Below are 19,283 nucleotides of genomic sequence, written 5' to 3'. Positions count from 1 at the left end.
CTGGCAACGGGATTTTCGCAGGCAGCGAGAAAAAGCTATTGGATAAATCCACAGCTTTTTCCTGATCTACTTATGCCGTTGTTTCAAATCCCGGTTAAGCCGGGTCAGGCTGTCCTCCAAGTGCTGCAGCCCATCACCGTTCCATTCCTTGAGGATGTCCGCGTACGCATCATGTCTGGCTTTCTGGACTTTGTGGAGAATATCCAGCCCGCCGGGTGTAATCTCAATGAGGCTGATTCGGCCATTGTTCGTGTCCGGATACCGCTTGACGTAATCTTTGGATTCCAGCACGGCGATTTGCCTGCTGGCCGTGGACAGGTTCAGCAGCAGATGCTCTGCCAGCACGTTGATCGCCAGCGGGCCCGCGTGCTCCAGCTCGCTGAGCAGGAGATATTCCGACCGGTCCAGGTTCCCGAATCTGGGGCTGAGCGCCGTCGTCAGCCGGACCAGCAGGGCGATCTGGTACTCGATCATATCCAGTCGATCTTTGTTCAACTTCCTCCCCCTCTTCTCTCGCTAAACCGCTCTCATAAATATATCATACCACTGTGCGAAGGGACTTTGCATCCGGAGGGCCTGGGTAAATAGAAAGAACGTCAATCGAGTACATTCATCATGTTACTAAGTTAAAAAGTCGAGATGGATGATAGTGCAAGTACGTAAAATGTCCCTACGATCACTCTTGTTTTCGGATTTCTTGATTGGATTGAACCATTGCATGGTAGAAATCCGAAAGCCAAATGTGACCGCTTCGCTTCTTCGGAATTATTTTTCTCCCTTGCTTGCATCGTTTTCGTTAATTCAACTTAAAAACTTAAAAGAGCCTGCAGCCAAGCTGCAGACTCTTTCGATTTTATTCCCGGCAAATTACCGTTCTCCGTCCTTCACCGGCACCCCGAAATTCGGCGTCCCGTCCTCATTCCAGCCGAACACCTGCATCCGCGTATGCCGGTTCGGATCGTACAGCGGATCGCCGATAATTTCTTTATAATTCCGGGCATGATAAACGATGACGTCCTCCCCGTCCTCGGATACCGTGAAGCTGTTATGTCCCGGCCCATACTGCCCGTTCTCCTCGTTGGTGGCGAATACCGGCTCCGGCGACTTCACCCAGGAGGCCGGATCGAGCAGATCCGCCGATTCGTCGGCATACAGCAGGCCCATGCAGTAATTGTGGTCGGTGGCGCTGGCCGAATAGCTGATGAAGATGCGTCCGTTCCGCTTCAGTACGGCCGCCCCTTCGTTGACTTTAAAGCCGATTACTTCCCACGGAAACTCCGGGGTCGAGATCATAACCTGTTTGCCCTGCAGCGTCCAAGGATTGCTCATTTCCGAAATGTACAGATTTGAATTGCCCTCGATGTCCGGGTCTTTCTGGGCCCAAACATAGTACAGCACTCCGTTATGCTCAAAAGTGGTCGCGTCCAGCGCAAAGGACTCCCACTGGGTGCGGATCTTTCCCTTCTCCGTCCAGGTTCCTTCCAGCGGATTGGCCGAGTCGTTCTCCAGGACATACATCCGGTGGTCGAACAATCCGTCATTGGTCTCGGTCGTCCGCGCCGCCGCAAAGTAGATGTACCATTTTCCGTGATTAAAATGAATCTCCGGCGCCCAGATGTTCGCGCTGAGCGGTCCGGTCTCGTATTTGCGCCATGCCACAACCGGTTCGGCTTCACCCAAACCCTGCAAAGTCTTGGAACGGCGGATTTCGATCCGGTCGTACTCCGGCACAGAAGCCGTGAAATAATAATAACCATCCGTATGCTTGTAAACCCATGGATCGGCGCGCTGCTCCACGACCGGGTTGTTGTAAGTTTCGTTTCTCTCCATATCAGGCTCTCCTTTATGTCTAGGTCTTCATGCCAAAATCAGTTCCATTTCGGGGCAAAAGGATAAGGACAGGCGGATTCCAGCAGCCGGGTCTTCACCTCAACGAGACAGCCGCAGTATTGGCAGGTCGTTCCGTATTGAAGCCCCGGACACTGTTCGCACTGCCCGATCCGCTGGCGGTATACCTCTTCGGATGCCGTCTCCCTGCCGCGGGTCGCGATCTCTACGAGCCGCTGCAGTTTTTCCGGCGATACCTGGACGCTCTCGCTGCACCCTTTGCAGCCTTCCTGACGATCCATGACAATTCACCCTCCCTATTTGTTGTAAATGTAATGGCACTGCACGCAGCCAACCTTCGATTAATGAATGGCCAGCGTAACGACGGACATCGGCGGCAGCTTCACGCTCAAACGACCGCCCTCAACATTGGCGCCGTCAAACGATTTTGGTGCCACGGCGTCCGGCTGCTCGAACGTATTGTGCGCGTTCATCCGGTCGGCCGTCAGAATCGTGCCGGAAGCCTGCACGCTTTCGGCAGCAAAGCCGCGAAGATCCAGGCTGATTTCGGCTTCGCCGGCATGGTCGATATTGACCAGGCTGACATGCACCTTGCCTTCGGCATCCTTGGAAGCCGACACGGTTACCTGCGGCAGTGCCTCTCCACCCATTTCATAGCTTCCGACCGCAGACTCGACGGCCAGCACCTCGGCATCCTGATGGACCTTGAACATATCGAACACATGATACGTCGGCGTCAGGATCATCTTCTCGCCTTCGGTCAAAATCATTGCCTGAAGGACGTTCACCGTCTGGGCGATGTTCGTCATCTGGACACGGTCCGCATGGTTGTGGAAAATGTTGAAATGCACGCCGGCCACCAGCGCGTCGCGGATCGAGTTTTGCTGGTACAAAAATCCCGGATTTGTGCCCGGCTCCACGTCAAACCAGGTGCCCCACTCGTCGATGATCATGCCGACGCGCTTCTCCGGATCGTATTTGTCCATGATCGTGCTGTGCTTCGTGATCAGTTCGTCCATATGCAGCGCCTTCTTCATGGTGATAAACCATTCGCCTTCTTCAAAATCGAGCGCCGAGCCTTTGCCCAGCCAGAAGTCGCCCGGAATCGTATAGTAGTGCAGGCTCAGACCGTCCATCAGCCAGCCGGCATTTTTCATCAGCACTTCCGTCCAGTTATAATCGTCCACATTGGCGCCGCCGGCGATTTTGTAAATCTTATTGTCGCCGTAATTGCGCACGTACGTCTGGAAACGGCGGTACAGATCAGCGTAGTATTCGGGACGCATGTTGCCTCCGCAGCCCCAATTTTCGTTGCCGACGCCGAAATACTTCAGCTTCCACGGCTGCTCTCTGCCGTTCTCCTTGCGCCAGTTGGCCATCGGCGATTCGCCGTCAAACGTCATGTACTCCACCCACTCGGACATCTCCTGAACCGTGCCGCTGCCGACGTTGCCGCAAATGTACGGCTCGCATTCCAGCAGCTCGCAGAGCAGCAAAAATTCATGGGTGCCGAAATGGTTGTTTTCGACGACTCCGCCCCAGTGCGTATTGACCATCCGTTTACGGCCTTCCCTTGGGCCGACGCCGTCCTTCCAGTGGTACTCGTCGGCAAAGCAGCCGCCCGGCCAGCGCAGAACCGGCACCTTGATGTTCTTGAGTGCCGCCACAACGTCGTTGCGGATCCCCTTCGTATTCGGAATCGGCGAATCCTCGCCGACCCAAATCCCTTCGTAAATGCAGCGGCCCAGATGCTCCGCAAAATGGCCGTATATATTTTTATTGATTTTTCCTTTGGAAATATCCGTATTGACGATCACGTTATGCATAACTGAATCCTCCCACGAGATGCTAAGTCTTTTATTTTGATAAAAACTTCCTATTATCCTTTAATGCCAGAGTTCAAATTGATCGACTGAATAAAATATTTCTGGGCGAACGCGAACAGAAGCAGCGTGGGAATGATCGCCAGCATCGCCGAGCCCATCAGCTGCCCGATCATGCGGTAGTTGCCGTAAATATCCTGAAGCAGCAGCAAGCCCGCTGTAATCGGCATTTTATCCACGTCCGTATATACGATAACCGGCCACAGGAAGTCGTTCCACGATCCGACGAAGGAAAATAGACCGCACACGATCAGCACCGGCTTGATGAGCGGCAGGATGATCGAAAAATAAATACGGAAATCCCCTGCGCCGTCCACACGCGCTGATTCGTCCAGCTCGCCCGGAATACCTTTCATAAACTGCCGGACCAGAAAAATGTTGCCCATACCTGCGAGACCGGGGATGATCATGGCCCAAGAGGTGTTCACCCAGCCGAAGGCGTCGATGATTTTATAGGAAGGGATGATGTTGACGACGCCCGGAAAAAACGAAATGCCCAGCAGCGTGAAGAACAGCGTGTCTCTCCCTTTGAAGTTCATGCGGGAATACCCGTAACCCGTAAGCGAAATAATGACGATGACGAGCAGGGTGTGCGATACCGCGATAAAGACGGAATTGAACAGCCAGCGCATAATCGGCGCCGTGGACGTATTCTCCAGAATGGCGACGTAATTCTCAAATATCCATTCCTTCGGAAACAGCCGAAAGCCCGAGGACACGACCTCAGTCTGCGAACGGAAGGAAGTCGTAATTCCGAACACGACCGGAATCACCCAAATGACGCAAAGCACGATCAAGAACAGGTAAGCGATATATTTGGAGATACTTACTTTTTTGGACATTTTGATTAACCCTACCTCTCGTATCCTAAATCCAGCCTCTGCCTAAGCGGCCTACCTCGTATTTCGATTCATGACATAGTACTGCAGCGCCGAAATGACCAGAATGACCAAACCGAGCAGTACGGCCATCGCCGACGCCATGCCGGCAATCGATTCCCCTTGGCCGAAGGCCAGCTGGCGGATGTACATCATCAGGACGTGCGTGCTCTGTCTCGGTCCCCCATCGGTCATCATTAACGGCTGGCCGAACACGTTGAACGCGCCTGCCGTCGTCATGACGAACGTATAGATCAGCGGGAAATTGATGGATGGCAGGGTAATGCTGAAAAATCTGCGCACGGATCCGGCTCCGTCGATTTCCGCCGCCTCGTACAATTCCTTGGAGACGCCGGCAATGGACGCGCGGTAAATGATCATGTTGCCGCCAACGCCGCCCCATACCGTGATGACGAAAATAATGATCCACGCATAAGGCTGCGTCGCCGCCCAGGCCACCTGCGAATGGAATACGTTGCCGGTAATGCCCAGCTGTTTATTGAAAATAAGCAGCCAGATCAGTGCAGCCGCGGAAATGGAAATCAAGCCGGGAATATAGATAATCGACTGAATGACACCTTTCAGCTTGACCTGCTTGTGCTCGAGCGCGACGGCGACCAGCAAAGGAATGACGATGAGCAGCGGAACGCTGATCACGACGAACAGCAGTGTATTTTTCAGGCCGTTGAAAAATTGGGTGTGGAAGGTCGAGCTGCTGTCGAACAAAATCGTTTTATAGTTGGCCAGGCCGATCCATTCCGGATCGTTCATCAGGTTCCACTGCGTAAACGAAGCATAGATTCCGTAAATCGTCGGGATCAGAATAAAGATCAGAAACAGAATCAGATGAGGGCCGACAAAGAAAAACGGTGCAAATAATTTCTTATTCATAGCCTTGTAATTTCTCCTTTTGGAGAAATAATGCACCAGACGCTTTCGGTCCGGCACACTATTTCCTTCGTTCTATATAGATTGAACTAAAGTTAGTGCATGGAACCTCCTGTTAAAACGGCCCTCATACGGCCTATAACATTCATTTCTTTAGCTCATTCTATCTGCTTAGCAAAAGGCCTACTTGGTCGCCTGTTTACTGCTGCTCTCTGCGATCTTATCCTCGACGAACTTCTGCATCGTCTGCAGCGTTTCGTCTAAGTCCACATTGCCCCGGACGATATCGGCACAGTACGTATCCACGGCTTCGGCTACGTACGGATAGTATTCGTAAGTGTAGATGTACAGCGATTTGGTCTCCTGCTCATTCGAGGTGAAGAAGGACTGCATGAACTGCTTGTACTCCGGACTTTCGTTCACCTGCTTACTTGCGACGATTTGTCCGGCTTTCGCCCATTCCAGGGAGTGCTCGCGCACGAATTCCAGGAAGGCGCCGATGCCCGCTTCTTTCTCGTCCGAGCGCTTGTCGTTCTTGAACATCGTGAACAAGTGGGAGGAAGCGCGGTTCGTGAACTTGTCCGCCGTCGGCGAGTACACGTTGGTTACGCCGAAATTCAGACCGTCGACCTTGGCATGGGCCGTCGAGCTCCAGGTTCCGTCTGTCGAGAACAGCACTTTGCCGGACTGGAACATCAAGTAGCCGTCTTCGCCGAACGGTGTCATGAGGCCGGCGTCGGCGATCTTTTTCACATTTTCAAAAGCCTGCTTCATCACCGGCGTATTGACGGCCGGCTTGCCGTTGTCCTGGATGTCTCCGCCCAGGTCCTGAACCTGTGCCAGAATGACCCAGCCCAACAGCGCATCGTTGACGACATATTCGTCCGAAGCCAGCTTGCCTTTCAGGGACAGCATTTCGTCGATGGTCACGACATTGTCGTCGAGAATGGATTCCGCGTTATACTTTTTCAGCAAATCTTTGTTGTAGTACATGACGTTGCTGTGAATGTCGAGCGGAACCGTATATTGGGTGCCGTCGATGCTGCCTGTGGACCAGGCTTGCGGCAGGTAATTCGCTTCCTTGATTTCCGGCTGCCCCTTGATCGCGCTTTCGATCGGTTCCAGCACGCCCTGCTTCGCGAAGCCGGGAACGCGGTCGGCATGGATAATGGCCAGGTCCGGAACGCCTTTGCCCGAGTTCAGCACGGTCGAAAGCTTGGTGTACATATCGGAAGTGATGACGTGCTTCACTTTGATGTCGGGATTCGTCGCGTTGTATTCTTTAACGATCTCATCCATATATGCTCCGTCGTCGCCCGTCAGCGGCGTCCAGAACGTAATCGTCTTCTCGCTGCTGTTTCCGCATGCCGACAACAGCATGCTTGCCGCAAATATCATCAATAATGAAATAACAAAGCTCTTCTTCAAAACTTCCGCCCCCTAAATGGAATACTATATCTCGTATTTTTTTATTGTTCAGCGTACTTCTTTTGATTTGAAAAACTTGAAAGCTTGCAATTTCACACGAGCCCTTTTCACTTGTACGTACATGTTGATGTACATCAAGGCCATGTTGGATAGATGCCGCCATCGCTCCTGCGGGTCGTTTCGTCCCACAAAAAACATCTGCCGTTCCTCTTGGCACGATCTTTCCTTTGCCAAACGTCAAAGAGGAATCGGCAGATGCAGTCATGCGAGTCTATGATGTTATGGGTTACGTCCATGCCAATGGGTTATGAAGCTGGTATGCCGGAACTCGCCGGCCAGCCAGGCAGCAAGGACCTGCCCTAATTAAGCCTTTTTCAGCCGGATCACGTTCCAGGATGCCTTGGACAGGCGGGTGCTCACAAACCCGTCCTTCAATGCCGCACTGCCTCGCGAATGCGGTTTAACGTTCTCTTCGGCCGCGGTATTGACCGCTTTCAAATCGTCGTTCTCCAGAACGATATGCTCAGCAATCTGGTAGCCTTCAAAGCCTCTGACGTCGCATTCCACGTCAAGCGCCTCCTCCAAATGGCGATTCAGCGCAAAGATGGTCAGCTCTTCTTCCTCTTCGTTATATACGACCGCCGTCTCCAAATAAGGCACATCGGTGTAATCCTGGGCGTCATATTTCGGCGAATCCACGATCGGTTGCAGGGATACCCCGCGTCCGTAACGTGAAGCGTGCAGGTATGGATAGAAAATCGTTTGCTTCCAGGAGCGCCCTCCGGTCTCGGTCATGATCGGCGCGATCACGTTGACCAGCTGCGCAAGGCAGGCCATCTTCACCCGGTCGGCATGCTTCAGGAAGGTGATGAGCATCCCACCGACCAGCAGCGCATCTTCAAAGTTGTAAACATCCTCCAGCTGCGGCGGACCGACGGTCCAGGGATCGATCTTCGTATCCGCATCGTTTGAATGGTACCAGACGTTCCACTCGTCGAAGCTCAGGTACATCGTCTTCTTGCTCCGCTTCTTCGCCTTCACGTAGTCGCAGGTGGAAATGACGGTGCGGATAAAATGGTCCATGTCCATCGTCCGCGCCAGGAAATTTGCCGAATCGCCGTCCCGGTTGCCGTAGTACTGGTGCAGGGATACGAAGTCGGCTACGTCATATGTATGATCCAGTGTAATGGCTTCCCATTCCGGGAATGTCGGCATTCCCGTGCTGGAGCTGCCGCATGATACCAGCTCGATATCGGGGTCCACCAGCTTCATGGCCTTGCCGGTCTCATAAGCCAGGCGTCCGTACTCCTGCGGCGTCTTCTGGCCAATCTGCCAAGGTCCGTCCATTTCGTTGCCGAGGCACCAGGTCTTGACCTTATGGGGCTGATCATAGCCGTGGCTGCGCCGCAGATCGCTCCAGTAGCTTCCGCTTGGATGGTTACAGTACTCGAGCAGGTTCCTTGCCGCATCCACGCCCCGTGTTCCCAGGTTGACCGCCATCATGACCTCGGAGCCGATCTCCTTGGCCCATGCCATGAACTCGTTCGTCCCGACTTCGTTCGGCTCGATTGTCCGCCAAGCCAGCTCCAGCCTTCTTGGACGCGACTCGCGCGGACCGACGCCATCTTCCCAATTGTAGCCGGACACAAAATTACCCCCGGGATAACGGATAATGGGCACGCCCAGCTCCTGGACCAGCTGCTTTACGTCCTCCCGGAAACCGAGGCTGTCCGTCTCGGGATGGGACGGGTCATATATGCCGCCGTATACGGCGCGGCCTAAATGCTCAATAAACGAGCCGTAGATGCGCTTATCCACTTCGGCGATCCGAAACGCCTTGTCCACGACCACCCTGGCCTTATTTGCTGCTGATGCCACTGATATCACCTTCCATTTTAGAAAATAATAAAATAATTTGAGATAAATTGAATGAATCCGTTTACAAGTATAAAATAACATACATGAAGTATGCTGTAAATAAATAAATGTAAATCTATTTATATTTTTTTAAATCAAAATGAAATTTCTGTGTCCGGCGCTATGTATAAACTCTAAGAAACCTTATAAAATCAAGGGGAATGCTAGTTTGTTTTACTTTAAAAATACCTAAAGTCCCCTCTGTGATTTGTAGAATATGCTATGACTATTTCGTATATATCTACAAAAAAGGAATGCATGCTTTCATTAACGATTTAGTTAGTTTATAATTATTTAAAATAAAAGAACACCACCTCTACAATCGGAAGAAGGTATTCAATTCCATGATCTATATTAAAAATCTGATGAGCGGGATCGACATTTTCAAGGCCCTCAGCTCGGAAATCCGGATCCAAATTCTCGAACTGCTCGCGAAAAACCAGGCGCTGAACCTGAACGACCTGGCCACCCGGCTGAACCTCAGCAACGGTGCGATTACCATGCACATCAAAAAGCTGGAGGAAAGCGGTCTGATTGAGATCAATACCAGCGTCGGCAAACACGGCATTCAGAAGATCTGTTACTTGAATAAGGACAAACTGATGGTCGACCTGCGCAGCAGGGACGTCGAAAACCTGTATGAGGTTGAAATTCAAGTCGGCCACTACAGCAACTATCAGGCGGTTCCCACCTGCGGTTTGGCCACCAAGGACAGCATCGTCGGCGACTTTGACGACCCGCGTTATTTTGCGGATCCGCAGCGGATCGACGCCGAGATCATTTGGCTGGCGGAAGGGTTTCTGGAATACCGGATTCCGAATTATTTAAAGCCGAACCAGACGTTCCGCGAAATCCAGTTTTCCATGGAGCTCAGCTCGGAAGCACCGGGATATAACGATAACTACCCGTCGGACATTTATTTTCACTTAAACGGGATCGAAATCGGTTCCTGGACCAGCCCGGGGGACTTCGGGGATGCCCGCGGCACGTTTAACCCGGATTGGTGGCCGCCGCATCTGAACCAATACGGCATGCTGAAGCTGATCCGCATCAACAACGATGGCAGTTTCATCGACGGCTGCCGGATTTCCGACGTGACGCTGGACCAAATTCAGCTGGATTACAAGAGCGAGCTTACCTTCCGCCTCTCGGTCACCGAGCAGTCGGTCAACAAGCGCGGCTTGACCATCTACGGCAAAAACTTCGGCAACTACAGCCAGGATCTGCTCGCCCGCGTCCTGTATGATGTTAAGGAAGACTAATACTCGACTGATCTTGCCGTCTCTTCAATTTACGCGCTGACGTCGAATGTTTCGCATGAAATATGGATATCGTGTAAAATGTAATGAAGAGGAGTTGTGAACTATGTCCAATGACGAAATTATTTTGACCCCCGAAGGCCTTGCCCAACTGGAGGCAGAGCTTGAGGAATTGAAGACCGTCAAGCGCAAAGAGCTGGCCGCACGCATCAAGCTGGCGATCAGCTACGGCGACTTGAAGGAGAACAGCGAATATCACTCCGCCAAAGATGACCAAGCTTTTATGGAGACCCGCATTTTGCAGCTGGAGAAAATGCTGACCAAAGCCCGCATTGCCGATAAGGCAGACTCATCCGCTGTCAGTGTCGGCTCGTTCGTGAAGCTGCACGATATCGAGTTCAAGGAAGATCTCGAGTACCGCGTGGTTGGTCCGGCGGAAGCCGACGTCTACCAGAACAAAATCTCGTATGAAAGCCCGCTGGGCAAAGAGCTGATCGGTAAAACGGTCGGGGACGTCGTGACCGTCGACGCGCCGATGGGGCTGATCAAATACGAGGTGCTGGAAATCCGTTCTTCCTAAAAGACGGCTGCAGTTACCTAATAGGCCATACGTCTAAACAAGGACCGTTCCTGAATACAGGACGGTCCTTTGTTATGAGATCAGAAAGTATAAGTTTCGAAGCCTCCGCTTCCGGATCTCGCAAGAAAAACTTCCGCTAAATGCGGTCTGCCTTCTGTGAAGATACGTCGATAGGAGTTTTTGTTATGAGATCAGAAAGTATAGGTTTCGGAGCCTCCGCTTCCGGATCTCGCAAGAAAAACTTCCGCTAAATGCGGTCTGCCTTCCGTGAAGATACGTCGATAGGCGTTTTTGTTATGAGATCAGAAAGTATAGGTTTCGGAGCCTCCGCTTCCGGATCTCGCAAGAAAAACTTCCGCTAAATGCGGTCTGCCTTCCGTGAAGATACGTCGATAGGCGTTTTTGTTATGAGATCAGAAAGAAAGTATAAGTTTATGTTTCGGAGCTTATTACCGGACGGGCTTCAGCTCCGCTTCCGTGGACAGCTTGATCTTCTTCAGCCGCTTCATCACATCATTCTCGCCGCGGCCAAAGTAATCGTGCAGCAGGTTGTATTCCTGATACAGCTTCTCGTATACTTCAACGTTCTCCGGAATCGGCTTGAACGTCTCCTCCTTAACGCGCGCCATTTGCTGCGCCGCAGTCACGACATCGTCGTAGCCGCCGGCTTCCTTGCCTGCAGCCACCGCGGCGAAAATCGCAGCCCCGAGCGCCGGCGTCTGCTTGGAATCCGCCACGAAAATTTCGCGTTTGGTCACGTCGGCGTAAATCTGCATCAGCAGGCGATTTTTCTGCGGCAGGCCGCCGCAGGCGTAGAGCGCATCCACATCGACACCGCTCTCCTGGAACGCGTCGACGATTTTCCGGGTGCCGAAGGCGGTCGCTTCAAGCAGGGCACGGTATACTTCCTGCGGCTTCGTCAGCAGCGTCATGCCAAGGATCATCCCCGTCAGGTCGGTATCGACCAGAACGGATCGGTTGCCGTTCCACCAGTCGAGGGCGAGCAGGCCCGATTGGCCCGGTTTGTAGGCGGAGGCTTCCCTTTCCAGCCATTGGTGAACACTCAGGCCTTCCTTCGACGCAGCTTCCTTCACATAGGCAGGCAAGGACTCTTCCACGTACCACTCAAAAATATCCCCGACCGCTGACTGCCCGGCTTCGTATCCGAAGAGCCCCGGAATGATGCCGTCCTCCACGACGCCGCACATGCCTTCGACTTCTTTTTCTTCCGTGCCGAGCACCATATGGCAGATCGACGTGCCCATGGCCATGACGAGCTTGCCCGGCGTCACGACGCCGACCGCCGGCACGGCCGCATGAGCGTCCACGTTGCCTGCCGCCACCGCAATGCCCGGCTTAAGGCCCATCATCTCCGCCATGGACGGCTGCAGTCCTCCGGCATTGCTTCCAAGCGGAATGACCTCGCCGCGCAACTTCGTATCGGTCAGATGCTCCAGGCGCGGATCGAGCGCTTTGAAGTATTCCTTCGACGGATAACCGTCACGCTTATGCCAAATGGCTTTATAGCCCGCCGTACAGCTGTTGCGGACGATGTTGCCCGTCATCTGCGAAATGACCCAGTCCGTCGCTTCCAGAAACATGTTCGTCTTCTCATAGATGTCCGGCGCCTCGTCCAGGATTTGCCAAATTTTGGCGATCATCCACTCGGACGAAATTTTGCCGCCGTACCGGGCCAGAAACGCTTCGCCGCGCTCCTCGGCGATCCGGTTGATCTTGTCGGCTTCCGGCTGCGCCGCGTGATGCTTCCACAGCTTCACCCAGCTGTGCGGCTGGTCCGCCAGCTCGGCCTGGAAGCACAGAGGCTCACCGGCCTCGTCGACCGGCAGCATCGTACAGGCCGTAAAATCGATGCCGATGCCGATGATATCCTCAGGATTGACGCCCGATTCACGAACGACGGCCGGCACGGAAGTTCTCAGCACCTCCAGGTAATCGTCCGGATGCTGCAGCGCCCAATCATATTCCAGCTTGATGCCCGATCCAGGGAGACGCTCGTCAATGACATGGTGCGGATACGGCGTTACATGGTCGGCGATTTCATGGCCGTTCGATAAATCCACCAGTACAGCACGTCCGGACTGGGTCCCATAATCCACTCCGATGGTATACTTTTTCCCCATTTTGGATTCCTCCGCATTTCAAATTTATAAGTGCTGCTATATCACTTCTGCCCGTAGTAGGCGTTAACTCCATGCTTCCGCAAAAAGTGGCGGTCCAGCAGGCTTTGGTCCATCGGCGGCGTCTCCGGGTTCAGCTGAAGCATCCGGGCCGTAATCTTGGCCACTTCCTCGAGCACCACCGCATTGTGCACCGCATTATGCGCATCCTTGCCCCAGACGAACGGGGCATGCGCATGCACGAGAATCCCCGGCACCTCAAGCGGATCCAATCCCAGCTCGTGGAAACGTTCCACGATGACGTTGCCGGTCTCCAGCTCGTAAGCGCCTTCAATCTCCACCTTCGTCATCGGTCGGGTGACCGGAATTTCACCGTAGAAATAGTCGGCATGCGTCGTCCCGCAAGCAGGCAGCGCCCGCCCGGCCTGGGCCCAGCTCGTTCCCCACGGGGAGTGGGTATGCACCACGCCGCCGATTTCCGGGAAGGAGCGGTACAGCACCATATGCGTCGGCGTATCGGACGACGGGCGCAAATCCCCTTCAACCACCCGGCCTTCCAGGTCAACGACGACCATGTCCTCGGCCTTCAATTCTTCGTAAGGCACCCCGCTCGGCTTGATGACGAACAGCCCGCTCTCGCGGTCGATGCCGCTGACATTTCCCCAGGTAAACGTGACGAGCCCGTGTTTGGGCAGGTCCAAATTCGCTTCCAGCACCTGCTGTTTCAGTGCTTCCAGCATTGCAGACACTTCCTCTCCTACTATAGTTGTACGTACAAGTTGTATGATGAAAGTCCGCATATTCGGACTTTCATCTGCCTTTTCACACGTTAACGTTCAGGTTTACAACCGAGTCCCGCTCCACCAGCTCGGGTTCGTACAGGGTATCTCCGGGAGCCAATCCCTCTTCGATCATCGCGATCAGCTGGCTGGCCGCATCCCGGCCCATGGCCGTCTTGGGATGGGTCAGCGTCGTCAGCTTCGTTCCGGAAGCCGAGGCCAGCATCGAGTCGTCGAAGCCGACGAACGACACGTCCTCCGGCACTCGGAGTCCGAGCTGCAGCGCGGCCCCCATCAGGCTGACCGCCAGTTCGTCGTTGTAGCAGACGAATGCGGTCGGCCGTTCCTCCTCCGCTCCGCTCAGCAGCTGCAGCGCCTGCCGGAACGGCAGGTCGTTCTTCTGCTCGGTCGTATACGTGACGACCCGCTTGGGAGCTACGGCGACGCCGCGCGCTTTGTGGGCGGCCAAAAAGCCCTTCAACCGGTTGACGCCCTGCAGGTCGTCCCGCTTGAAAAATCCGGCGATCCGGGTATGCCCGTTCGCCAGCAGATGGTCGGCTGCCTTGTAGCCGCCCATCTCATCGTCGACCCGAAGCAGCGGGCACTCGAGCTCCCGGTACTTCTCGTTGATCATCAGGTAAGGAATGCGCTTCTCCTGCAGCTCCAAATAATAGCCAAGGTTCGGGTTGCCCTCCGCGCTCTTCGTCGGTTCGATGATCAGTCCGCTGAGCGGCTGGCTGGTCATCAGCTTCAGGCTTTCCATTTCCTTGTCCTTGTTATTGTCGGTGCTGGACAGCAGCAGCCGGTAGCCTCTGCTCCGCAGCTCGGCTTCCGCACCCCGTACGATATGCGGGAAGATGTAATCCGATATATAAGTCGTCATAATGCCGATCGTCTTGACCAGCTCGCTCTCGCGACGTCCCGGAAACCGGGCAAAGGTGCCTTTGCCCTGGATCCGTTCAAGCCAGCCTTCCTTCTCCAGCTCGCTGTATGTCTGGCGCACCGTCTGGCGGCTCAGGCCGAACTGTTCGGCAATTTCATTTTCAGAAGGAACCTGCTGCCCGGGCTTCAGCTTGCCCGATTCAAACCAGGACAGCAGCTCGTTCTTCAGTAGAATATATTTGGGAATCCGTCTGTTATTCATCATTCACCTCAGCGGCATGCTCTGTATTTCGGCCTTGCGGGCTGGATCTTCCGATTCATCCCGGAAGGCTTCGTTCTCTTTGAGTATTGTAACACAAGGCCGGGTGAACACAGACATCGGTCCGGTTATCTCAAGCGGTAAGCTGCCTCGCTCCAGCGGAGCTCGTTCTTCAGGCGCTGCACGGACGTATCTTTATCGATGACCACGGCTTCGATGCCGGCCATTTCGGCGAAGTCCGTCAGGTTCTCGGCCGTCATGGCATAAGACAGCACCGTGTGATGCGCGCCGCCGGCCAGGATCCAGGCTTCGGCCGATTCGCGGAGCGACGGCTGCGGCTTCCACAGCACGCGAGCTACCGGAAGCTTCGGCATCGGCTTGTCGACCTTCACGCCGTCCACGACGTTCACCAGAAGGCGGAAGCGGTGTCCAAGGTCGACGAGGGAAGCGTTGACCGCCGGACCGTCCTGGCCGTCGAACACGATGCGGGCCGGATCCTCTTTGCCGCCGATGCCGAGCGGATGCACTTCAATCGTCGGCTTCGTGGCCGCGATCGTCGGACATACCTCAAGCATGTGCGCTCCGAGAATCATATGGTTGCCCGGCTCGAAATGGTACGTGTAATCCTCCATGAACGACGTGCTCTTGTTATTTGCAAGAACCTTTAGGACGCGGGTCAGTGCAGCCGTCTTCCAGTCGCCTTCGCCGCCGAAGCCGTATCCGGATTCCATCAGCCGCTGCACGGCAAGACCCGGAAGCTGCCGGAATCCGTGAAGGTCTTCGAACGTCGTCGTGAAGGCCCCGAATCCGCCTTCCTCCAGGAAGCGGCGCATGGCGATTTCGATCCGCGCCTGGTAGGCGATCGCATCGCGCACCGGACCGGCGGACAAGCCTGCCTGCGTAATGCTGTATTGTTCTGCATACACTTTCAGGAGCGTCTCTACTTCGCTGTCCTGAACTTCGTTCAGAACCTGGACCAAATCACCGACGCCGTAGCCGTTGACCGACCAGCCGAATTGAATTTGCGCTTCAACCTTATCGCCTTCCGTAACGGCTACTTCGCGCATGTTGTCGCCAAAGCGCGCTACCTTCAGGCTGCGGCTCTCCGCGAAGGCTGCCGCCGTACGCATCCACCCGCCGATACTGCGGCGCACGTCTCCGTCTTCCCAGTGGCCGACGACCACTTTGCGGGCGATGCCCAGTCTGGCTCCGATATGGCCGTACTCGCGGTCGCCATGGGCAGCCTGGTTAAGGTTCATAAAATCCATGTCGATCGTTTCCCATGGGATGTCGCGGTTAAACTGTGTATGCAGGTGAAGCAGCGGCTTCTGGAGCTGCGTCAGGCCGCGGATCCACATTTTCGCCGGAGAGAACGTATGCATCCACGTAATAATGCCGGCACAGGATTCGTCGCTGTTCGCCTCAACGATCAGCTGGTAAATCTCGTCGGACGTCTTCACGATCGGTTTAAAAACGACCGGATACGGAATCGCAGCGGTATCCTGTCCGAGCTGCTCCGCGATGATCCGGGAATGATCGGCTACCTGTTCCAGCGTTTCGGGTCCGTATAAGTGCTGGCTGCCGGTTACAAACCAAAATGAATGCGGTTTCAATTTCATGATTATAGCCTCCCATGTTTCGGTTTCGTCCACTTGCTGTGCGTAAACTGATATTTTTACTTGTACATACTTATATATAGTAATACACAATTTATCAGAACATGTACGTACAAGTTGTATGGGTACATTGTATCCCCGCCATGTGAAAAAGGCAAGAACAATTTTGCCTGATCTGTGCTGTTGACTTGGTAGGAAAAAAGGAGCATAATCGGTTTGAAAATAAGTTAGTGAGTACTTACTTTTTAATTCCATTTGCTGCTGGGATATGCTCTTGCCGGCCGGCGGGCGGTCCTGGCGGCAATCCACGCGGGCCTTCTCCACTATGCTTTACGCATGAATGGATAACCCGAAGACGACAATAACCACATCTAAGTAAAAGGAGCAATGCATCATGAATTTCAAACATATTACGGTTGCCGGCAGCGGCGTGCTGGGCAGCCAAATTGCTTTTCAAACCGCCTTCAAGGGCTTTGAAGTCACCGTATACGACATTAACGATGAGGCACTGGACCGGGCCAAAAGCCGGATCCACGATCTGATGCCCCATTATCGGCACGATCTTGACGCCTCGGAGGAAGAACTTGCCGCAGCTTTTAGCCGGCTCTCCTTCAACAGCGACCTGGCCCAAGCGGTTGCACAGGCCGATCTGGTGATCGAAGCGATTCCCGAAGTGGTGCAGATCAAAACCGATTTTTACCAGGAACTGGGCAAGGTTGCCCCGGAACGGACCGTATTTGCCACGAATTCTTCCACCCTGCTGCCTAGCCAGTTCGCCGAAGCAACCGGGCGGCCGGAGAAGTTTTTGGCGCTCCATTTTGCCAATGAAATCTGGAAAAACAACACCGGCGAAATCATGAAGCACCCCGGCACGGACACAACCGTGTTCAACGACGTCATCGAATTTGCCAAGGCCATCGGCATGGTGGCCCTGCCGCTGCACAAGGAGCAGCCCGGCTACATCCTGAACTCCCTGCTGGTCCCGCTGCTGGAAGCCGCCCAGCTGCTGCTGGTCAAAGAAGTGGCCGACCCGGAAACGATCGACAAAACATGGATGGTGGCAACCGGCGCTCCGATGGGACCGTTCGCCATTCTGGACGTGGTGGGCATCAACACCGCCTACAATATCGGCCTGGCCAAAGCCAAGGCGACCGGCGACCCGGAATTCGAAAAGATCGCGAATCTCCTGAAATCCGAATACCTCGATAAAGGCAAGATTGGCCGCGCTGCCGGCGAGGGCTTCTACAAATATCCGAATCCGAGCTTTGCAGAGCCTGGATTTTTAAAAAGTTAACCTGATATAATCATCTAAAAAGGCATACAAAAAGACCAGCTTACATGCTGGTCTTCTTTGTCACTTCTATTATAATTTTAAATACACGGACACCCTTTTCACGAAACTGAAGGAGATCGATATGAACAAAGGCGAACAGACCAAGCAGCGGATCATCCAGCAGGCAAGGACACTTTTCTCTACGACGGGCTATGACGCCACGAAGACGAGCGAAATCGCCAAAGCCTGCGGCATTTCCGAAGCGGCCATGTATAAATATTTCAGCAGTAAAATGGATCTGCTCAAAGCGTGCGTTGTCACGGCCGAGCCCGATGAAGAAACCTTGGCGCACACAGATTTGAGCCAGTGCACGAACGAAGAGCTGATCGAGCGTTACGTGAATAAACGGATCACGATGATCGAGCGCAATCATGAGCAGTACAGCATTCTTTTTGCCGAATCCTCGCGTTACCCCGAGCTTTCCCAATACTTTGACCAATCCTTGTACCGGCAAAGCGCCGAAATCAAGGAGATCAAGCGGCGGATCGGGGAAGGGAGCATGAACGGGATCCAAGAAATTTTCACCCTGGAGCTGGGTCTGACGGCCGGCATTTGCTCCATTCTCCAGCATGACCAAATGAATCAGGGCGCACTGCTGCAGAACCTTTCCGAGTTCCGGGGCGAAATGACCCGGTTTATGAAATACGGTTTGATCGGCAGGCCATGACTTTTTATTAAAAAGCGGTTATTTAAAATATGCTCAGCCGCGACCGGCCGAAGTCAGCCGCACCCCTATATTCCACGGATCCCTGACGAGAAAGGCGCCTTCTTCCTGCTTTTCCGCAGCCATTCCCGCTTCACGGACCCGCTGGACGAGCTCCTCTACCTCACGCGCCCCCGGCAGCACGATCGTCATATAATCGATGCCGGTGCCATTGGCCGGTACCGGCGGCGCTCCAGCGCCGGCCCAAATATTCAGGCCGACATGGTGATGGTAACCTCCGGCCGAGATGAACAGTGCGCGCATTCGCGCATAATCGCCGACCACGTCAAACCCCAGTATATCGCAGTAGAAACGCTTCGCTTCGGGCAGGCTTCCGACATGGAAGTGAACATGCCCGATCACCGTTCCCGCAGGCAGCCCCTGCCATTCCAGCCCGGCCGACTGCTCCAGCAGGCCGCGAATGTCCACCGCTTCGGTGACCATAACGTAATTCCCGTCCGGCTCCTTGCGCCACGTATCTCTTGGACGGTCTGCATAGACCTCGATCCCGTTCTGATCCGGATCGCTCAAATAGATCGCTTCGCTGACCGCGTGGTCCCCTTGGCCAAACGGCGTGTCGGTCTGGATGAAATGGCGGACGACCGTTCCGAGATGTTCCCGGCTCGGCAGCAGGATCGCAAAATGGTACAGTCCCGCATGCGAACGCTCCGGCACGATGACGGCGTCCTCCAGCTCCTCGAGGATCAGAATCGGGCTCGCAGATCCCCTGGGTCCCAGCTCCGCCGTACTCCCCTCTCTTTTCAACACTTCCAGTCCGATAATTTCTGTATAAAAGGTGATGGAACGGTCCATCCGGCTGATCTTGATTTTAACCGGTCCAAGCTTCATTTCAGGATGCATGTCGGCACTCCCCTAACTTTTATTTAATTAC

17 protein-coding genes are annotated in these 19,283 nt (G+C 54.1%); 4 read left to right on the top strand and 13 right to left on the bottom strand.

Annotation, left to right across the window (positions count from 1 at the left end):
* Nucleotides 1-66 precede the first annotated feature (66 nt).
* The 8 genes from K2F33_RS13690 to K2F33_RS13655 all read right to left on the bottom strand — a co-directional run bounded on the left by K2F33_RS13690 (nt 67) and on the right by K2F33_RS13655 (nt 8,884).
* Nucleotides 67-495 carry a MarR family winged helix-turn-helix transcriptional regulator gene (locus tag K2F33_RS13690; protein WP_240913402.1) on the bottom strand — a complete coding sequence of 143 codons (429 nt, stop codon included), beginning with the start codon at nt 493-495 and terminating at the stop codon, nt 67-69.
* Nucleotides 496-867: 372 nt separating this feature from the next.
* Nucleotides 868-1,830 carry a glycoside hydrolase family 43 protein gene (locus K2F33_RS13685; protein WP_263881999.1) on the bottom strand — a complete coding sequence of 321 codons (963 nt, stop codon included), beginning with the start codon at nt 1,828-1,830 and terminating at the stop codon, nt 868-870.
* Between the two features lie 38 nt (nt 1,831-1,868).
* Nucleotides 1,869-2,129 carry a DUF6171 family protein gene (locus K2F33_RS13680; RefSeq protein ID WP_263881998.1) on the bottom strand — a complete coding sequence of 87 codons (261 nt, stop codon included), beginning with the start codon at nt 2,127-2,129 and terminating at the stop codon, nt 1,869-1,871.
* 60 nt (nt 2,130-2,189) lie between these two features.
* Nucleotides 2,190-3,674: an alpha-N-arabinofuranosidase gene (locus K2F33_RS13675; RefSeq protein ID WP_263881997.1), complete on the bottom strand. Its 1,485-nt coding sequence runs from the start codon at nt 3,672-3,674 to the stop codon at nt 2,190-2,192.
* Between the two features lie 53 nt (nt 3,675-3,727).
* Nucleotides 3,728-4,573 carry a carbohydrate ABC transporter permease gene (locus tag K2F33_RS13670; RefSeq protein WP_263881996.1) on the bottom strand — a complete coding sequence of 282 codons (846 nt, stop codon included), beginning with the start codon at nt 4,571-4,573 and terminating at the stop codon, nt 3,728-3,730.
* 51 nt (nt 4,574-4,624) lie between these two features.
* Nucleotides 4,625-5,500 (bottom strand): carbohydrate ABC transporter permease, encoded by an 876-nt coding sequence (locus tag K2F33_RS13665; RefSeq protein WP_089548564.1) that lies wholly within the window; start codon nt 5,498-5,500, stop codon nt 4,625-4,627.
* Nucleotides 5,501-5,680: 180 nt separating this feature from the next.
* Nucleotides 5,681-6,895 (bottom strand): extracellular solute-binding protein, encoded by a 1,215-nt coding sequence (locus K2F33_RS13660; protein WP_412974001.1) that lies wholly within the window; start codon nt 6,893-6,895, stop codon nt 5,681-5,683.
* A gap of 393 nt (nt 6,896-7,288) precedes the next feature.
* On the bottom strand, nt 7,289-8,884 hold the full coding sequence (locus K2F33_RS13655; protein WP_105444973.1) for an arabinosylfuranosidase ArfA: 1,596 nt from the start codon (nt 8,882-8,884) through the stop codon (nt 7,289-7,291).
* Between the two features lie 302 nt (nt 8,885-9,186).
* Here K2F33_RS13655 and K2F33_RS13650 point away from each other — a divergent pair, with 302 nt between their 5' ends.
* A complete protein-coding gene (locus K2F33_RS13650) occupies nt 9,187-10,104 on the top strand; it encodes an ArsR/SmtB family transcription factor (protein ID WP_076173556.1) in 918 nt (305 codons plus the stop codon).
* 103 nt (nt 10,105-10,207) lie between these two features.
* Nucleotides 10,208-10,681, top strand: coding sequence for a transcription elongation factor GreA (gene greA / locus K2F33_RS13645; RefSeq protein WP_076173555.1), 474 nt, complete (start codon nt 10,208-10,210; stop codon nt 10,679-10,681).
* Between the two features lie 449 nt (nt 10,682-11,130).
* Here greA and K2F33_RS13640 read toward each other — a convergent pair whose 3' ends face one another.
* The 4 genes from K2F33_RS13640 to araA all read right to left on the bottom strand — a co-directional run bounded on the left by K2F33_RS13640 (nt 11,131) and on the right by araA (nt 16,358).
* Nucleotides 11,131-12,822, bottom strand: coding sequence for a ribulokinase (locus tag K2F33_RS13640; protein WP_076173554.1), 1,692 nt, complete (start codon nt 12,820-12,822; stop codon nt 11,131-11,133).
* Nucleotides 12,823-12,863: 41 nt separating this feature from the next.
* A complete protein-coding gene (gene araD / locus K2F33_RS13635; protein WP_076173553.1) occupies nt 12,864-13,559 on the bottom strand; it encodes an L-ribulose-5-phosphate 4-epimerase in 696 nt (231 codons plus the stop codon).
* 82 nt (nt 13,560-13,641) lie between these two features.
* On the bottom strand, nt 13,642-14,742 hold the full coding sequence (locus tag K2F33_RS13630; RefSeq protein WP_263882354.1) for a GntR family transcriptional regulator: 1,101 nt from the start codon (nt 14,740-14,742) through the stop codon (nt 13,642-13,644).
* Nucleotides 14,743-14,867: 125 nt separating this feature from the next.
* Nucleotides 14,868-16,358, bottom strand: coding sequence for an L-arabinose isomerase (araA, locus tag K2F33_RS13625; RefSeq protein WP_263881994.1), 1,491 nt, complete (start codon nt 16,356-16,358; stop codon nt 14,868-14,870).
* A gap of 391 nt (nt 16,359-16,749) precedes the next feature.
* Here araA and K2F33_RS13620 point away from each other — a divergent pair, with 391 nt between their 5' ends.
* Entirely contained in the window at nt 16,750-17,649 is a 900-nt protein-coding gene (locus K2F33_RS13620; protein ID WP_263881993.1) for a 3-hydroxyacyl-CoA dehydrogenase, read from the top strand.
* 121 nt (nt 17,650-17,770) lie between these two features.
* On the top strand, nt 17,771-18,355 hold the full coding sequence (locus tag K2F33_RS13615) for a TetR/AcrR family transcriptional regulator (protein ID WP_263881992.1): 585 nt from the start codon (nt 17,771-17,773) through the stop codon (nt 18,353-18,355).
* Nucleotides 18,356-18,388: 33 nt separating this feature from the next.
* On the opposite strand, the gene K2F33_RS13610 is transcribed toward K2F33_RS13615, so the two are convergent.
* Complete coding sequence (locus K2F33_RS13610) at nt 18,389-19,252, bottom strand: VOC family protein (RefSeq protein ID WP_263881991.1); 864 nt, start codon at nt 19,250-19,252, stop codon at nt 18,389-18,391.
* Between the last annotated feature and the right edge of the window lie 31 nt (nt 19,253-19,283).

Origin of the sequence: Paenibacillus sp. PSB04 (genome assembly GCF_025809195.1) — a bacterium.
Lineage (GTDB): Bacteria > Bacillota > Bacilli > Paenibacillales > Paenibacillaceae > Paenibacillus_AQ > Paenibacillus_AQ favisporus.
The sequence above is the reverse complement of the archived record's forward strand: the minus strand, read 5'-3'. Positions and strand labels throughout refer to the sequence as shown.

Coding starts and splice junctions, on each gene's coding strand:
- K2F33_RS13655 (WP_105444973.1), bottom strand. CDS start 8,884: ATGTTATTTTATACTTGTAAACGGATTCATTCAATTTATCTCAAATTA.
- K2F33_RS13665 (WP_089548564.1), bottom strand. CDS start 5,500: ATGAATAAGAAATTATTTGCACCGTTTTTCTTTGTCGGCCCTCATCTG.
- K2F33_RS13670 (WP_263881996.1), bottom strand. CDS start 4,573: ATGTCCAAAAAAGTAAGTATCTCCAAATATATCGCTTACCTGTTCTTG.
- K2F33_RS13610 (WP_263881991.1), bottom strand. CDS start 19,252: ATGCATCCTGAAATGAAGCTTGGACCGGTTAAAATCAAGATCAGCCGG.
- K2F33_RS13685 (WP_263881999.1), bottom strand. CDS start 1,830: ATGGAGAGAAACGAAACTTACAACAACCCGGTCGTGGAGCAGCGCGCC.
- K2F33_RS13680 (WP_263881998.1), bottom strand. CDS start 2,129: ATGGATCGTCAGGAAGGCTGCAAAGGGTGCAGCGAGAGCGTCCAGGTA.
- K2F33_RS13615 (WP_263881992.1), top strand. CDS start 17,771: ATGAACAAAGGCGAACAGACCAAGCAGCGGATCATCCAGCAGGCAAGG.
- araD (WP_076173553.1), bottom strand. CDS start 13,559: ATGCTGGAAGCACTGAAACAGCAGGTGCTGGAAGCGAATTTGGACCTG.
- greA (WP_076173555.1), top strand. CDS start 10,208: ATGTCCAATGACGAAATTATTTTGACCCCCGAAGGCCTTGCCCAACTG.
- K2F33_RS13630 (WP_263882354.1), bottom strand. CDS start 14,742: ATGAATAACAGACGGATTCCCAAATATATTCTACTGAAGAACGAGCTG.
- araA (WP_263881994.1), bottom strand. CDS start 16,358: ATGAAATTGAAACCGCATTCATTTTGGTTTGTAACCGGCAGCCAGCAC.
- K2F33_RS13675 (WP_263881997.1), bottom strand. CDS start 3,674: ATGCATAACGTGATCGTCAATACGGATATTTCCAAAGGAAAAATCAAT.
- K2F33_RS13660 (WP_412974001.1), bottom strand. CDS start 6,895: ATGATATTTGCGGCAAGCATGCTGTTGTCGGCATGCGGAAACAGCAGC.
- K2F33_RS13620 (WP_263881993.1), top strand. CDS start 16,750: ATGAATTTCAAACATATTACGGTTGCCGGCAGCGGCGTGCTGGGCAGC.
- K2F33_RS13650 (WP_076173556.1), top strand. CDS start 9,187: ATGATCTATATTAAAAATCTGATGAGCGGGATCGACATTTTCAAGGCC.
- K2F33_RS13640 (WP_076173554.1), bottom strand. CDS start 12,822: ATGGGGAAAAAGTATACCATCGGAGTGGATTATGGGACCCAGTCCGGA.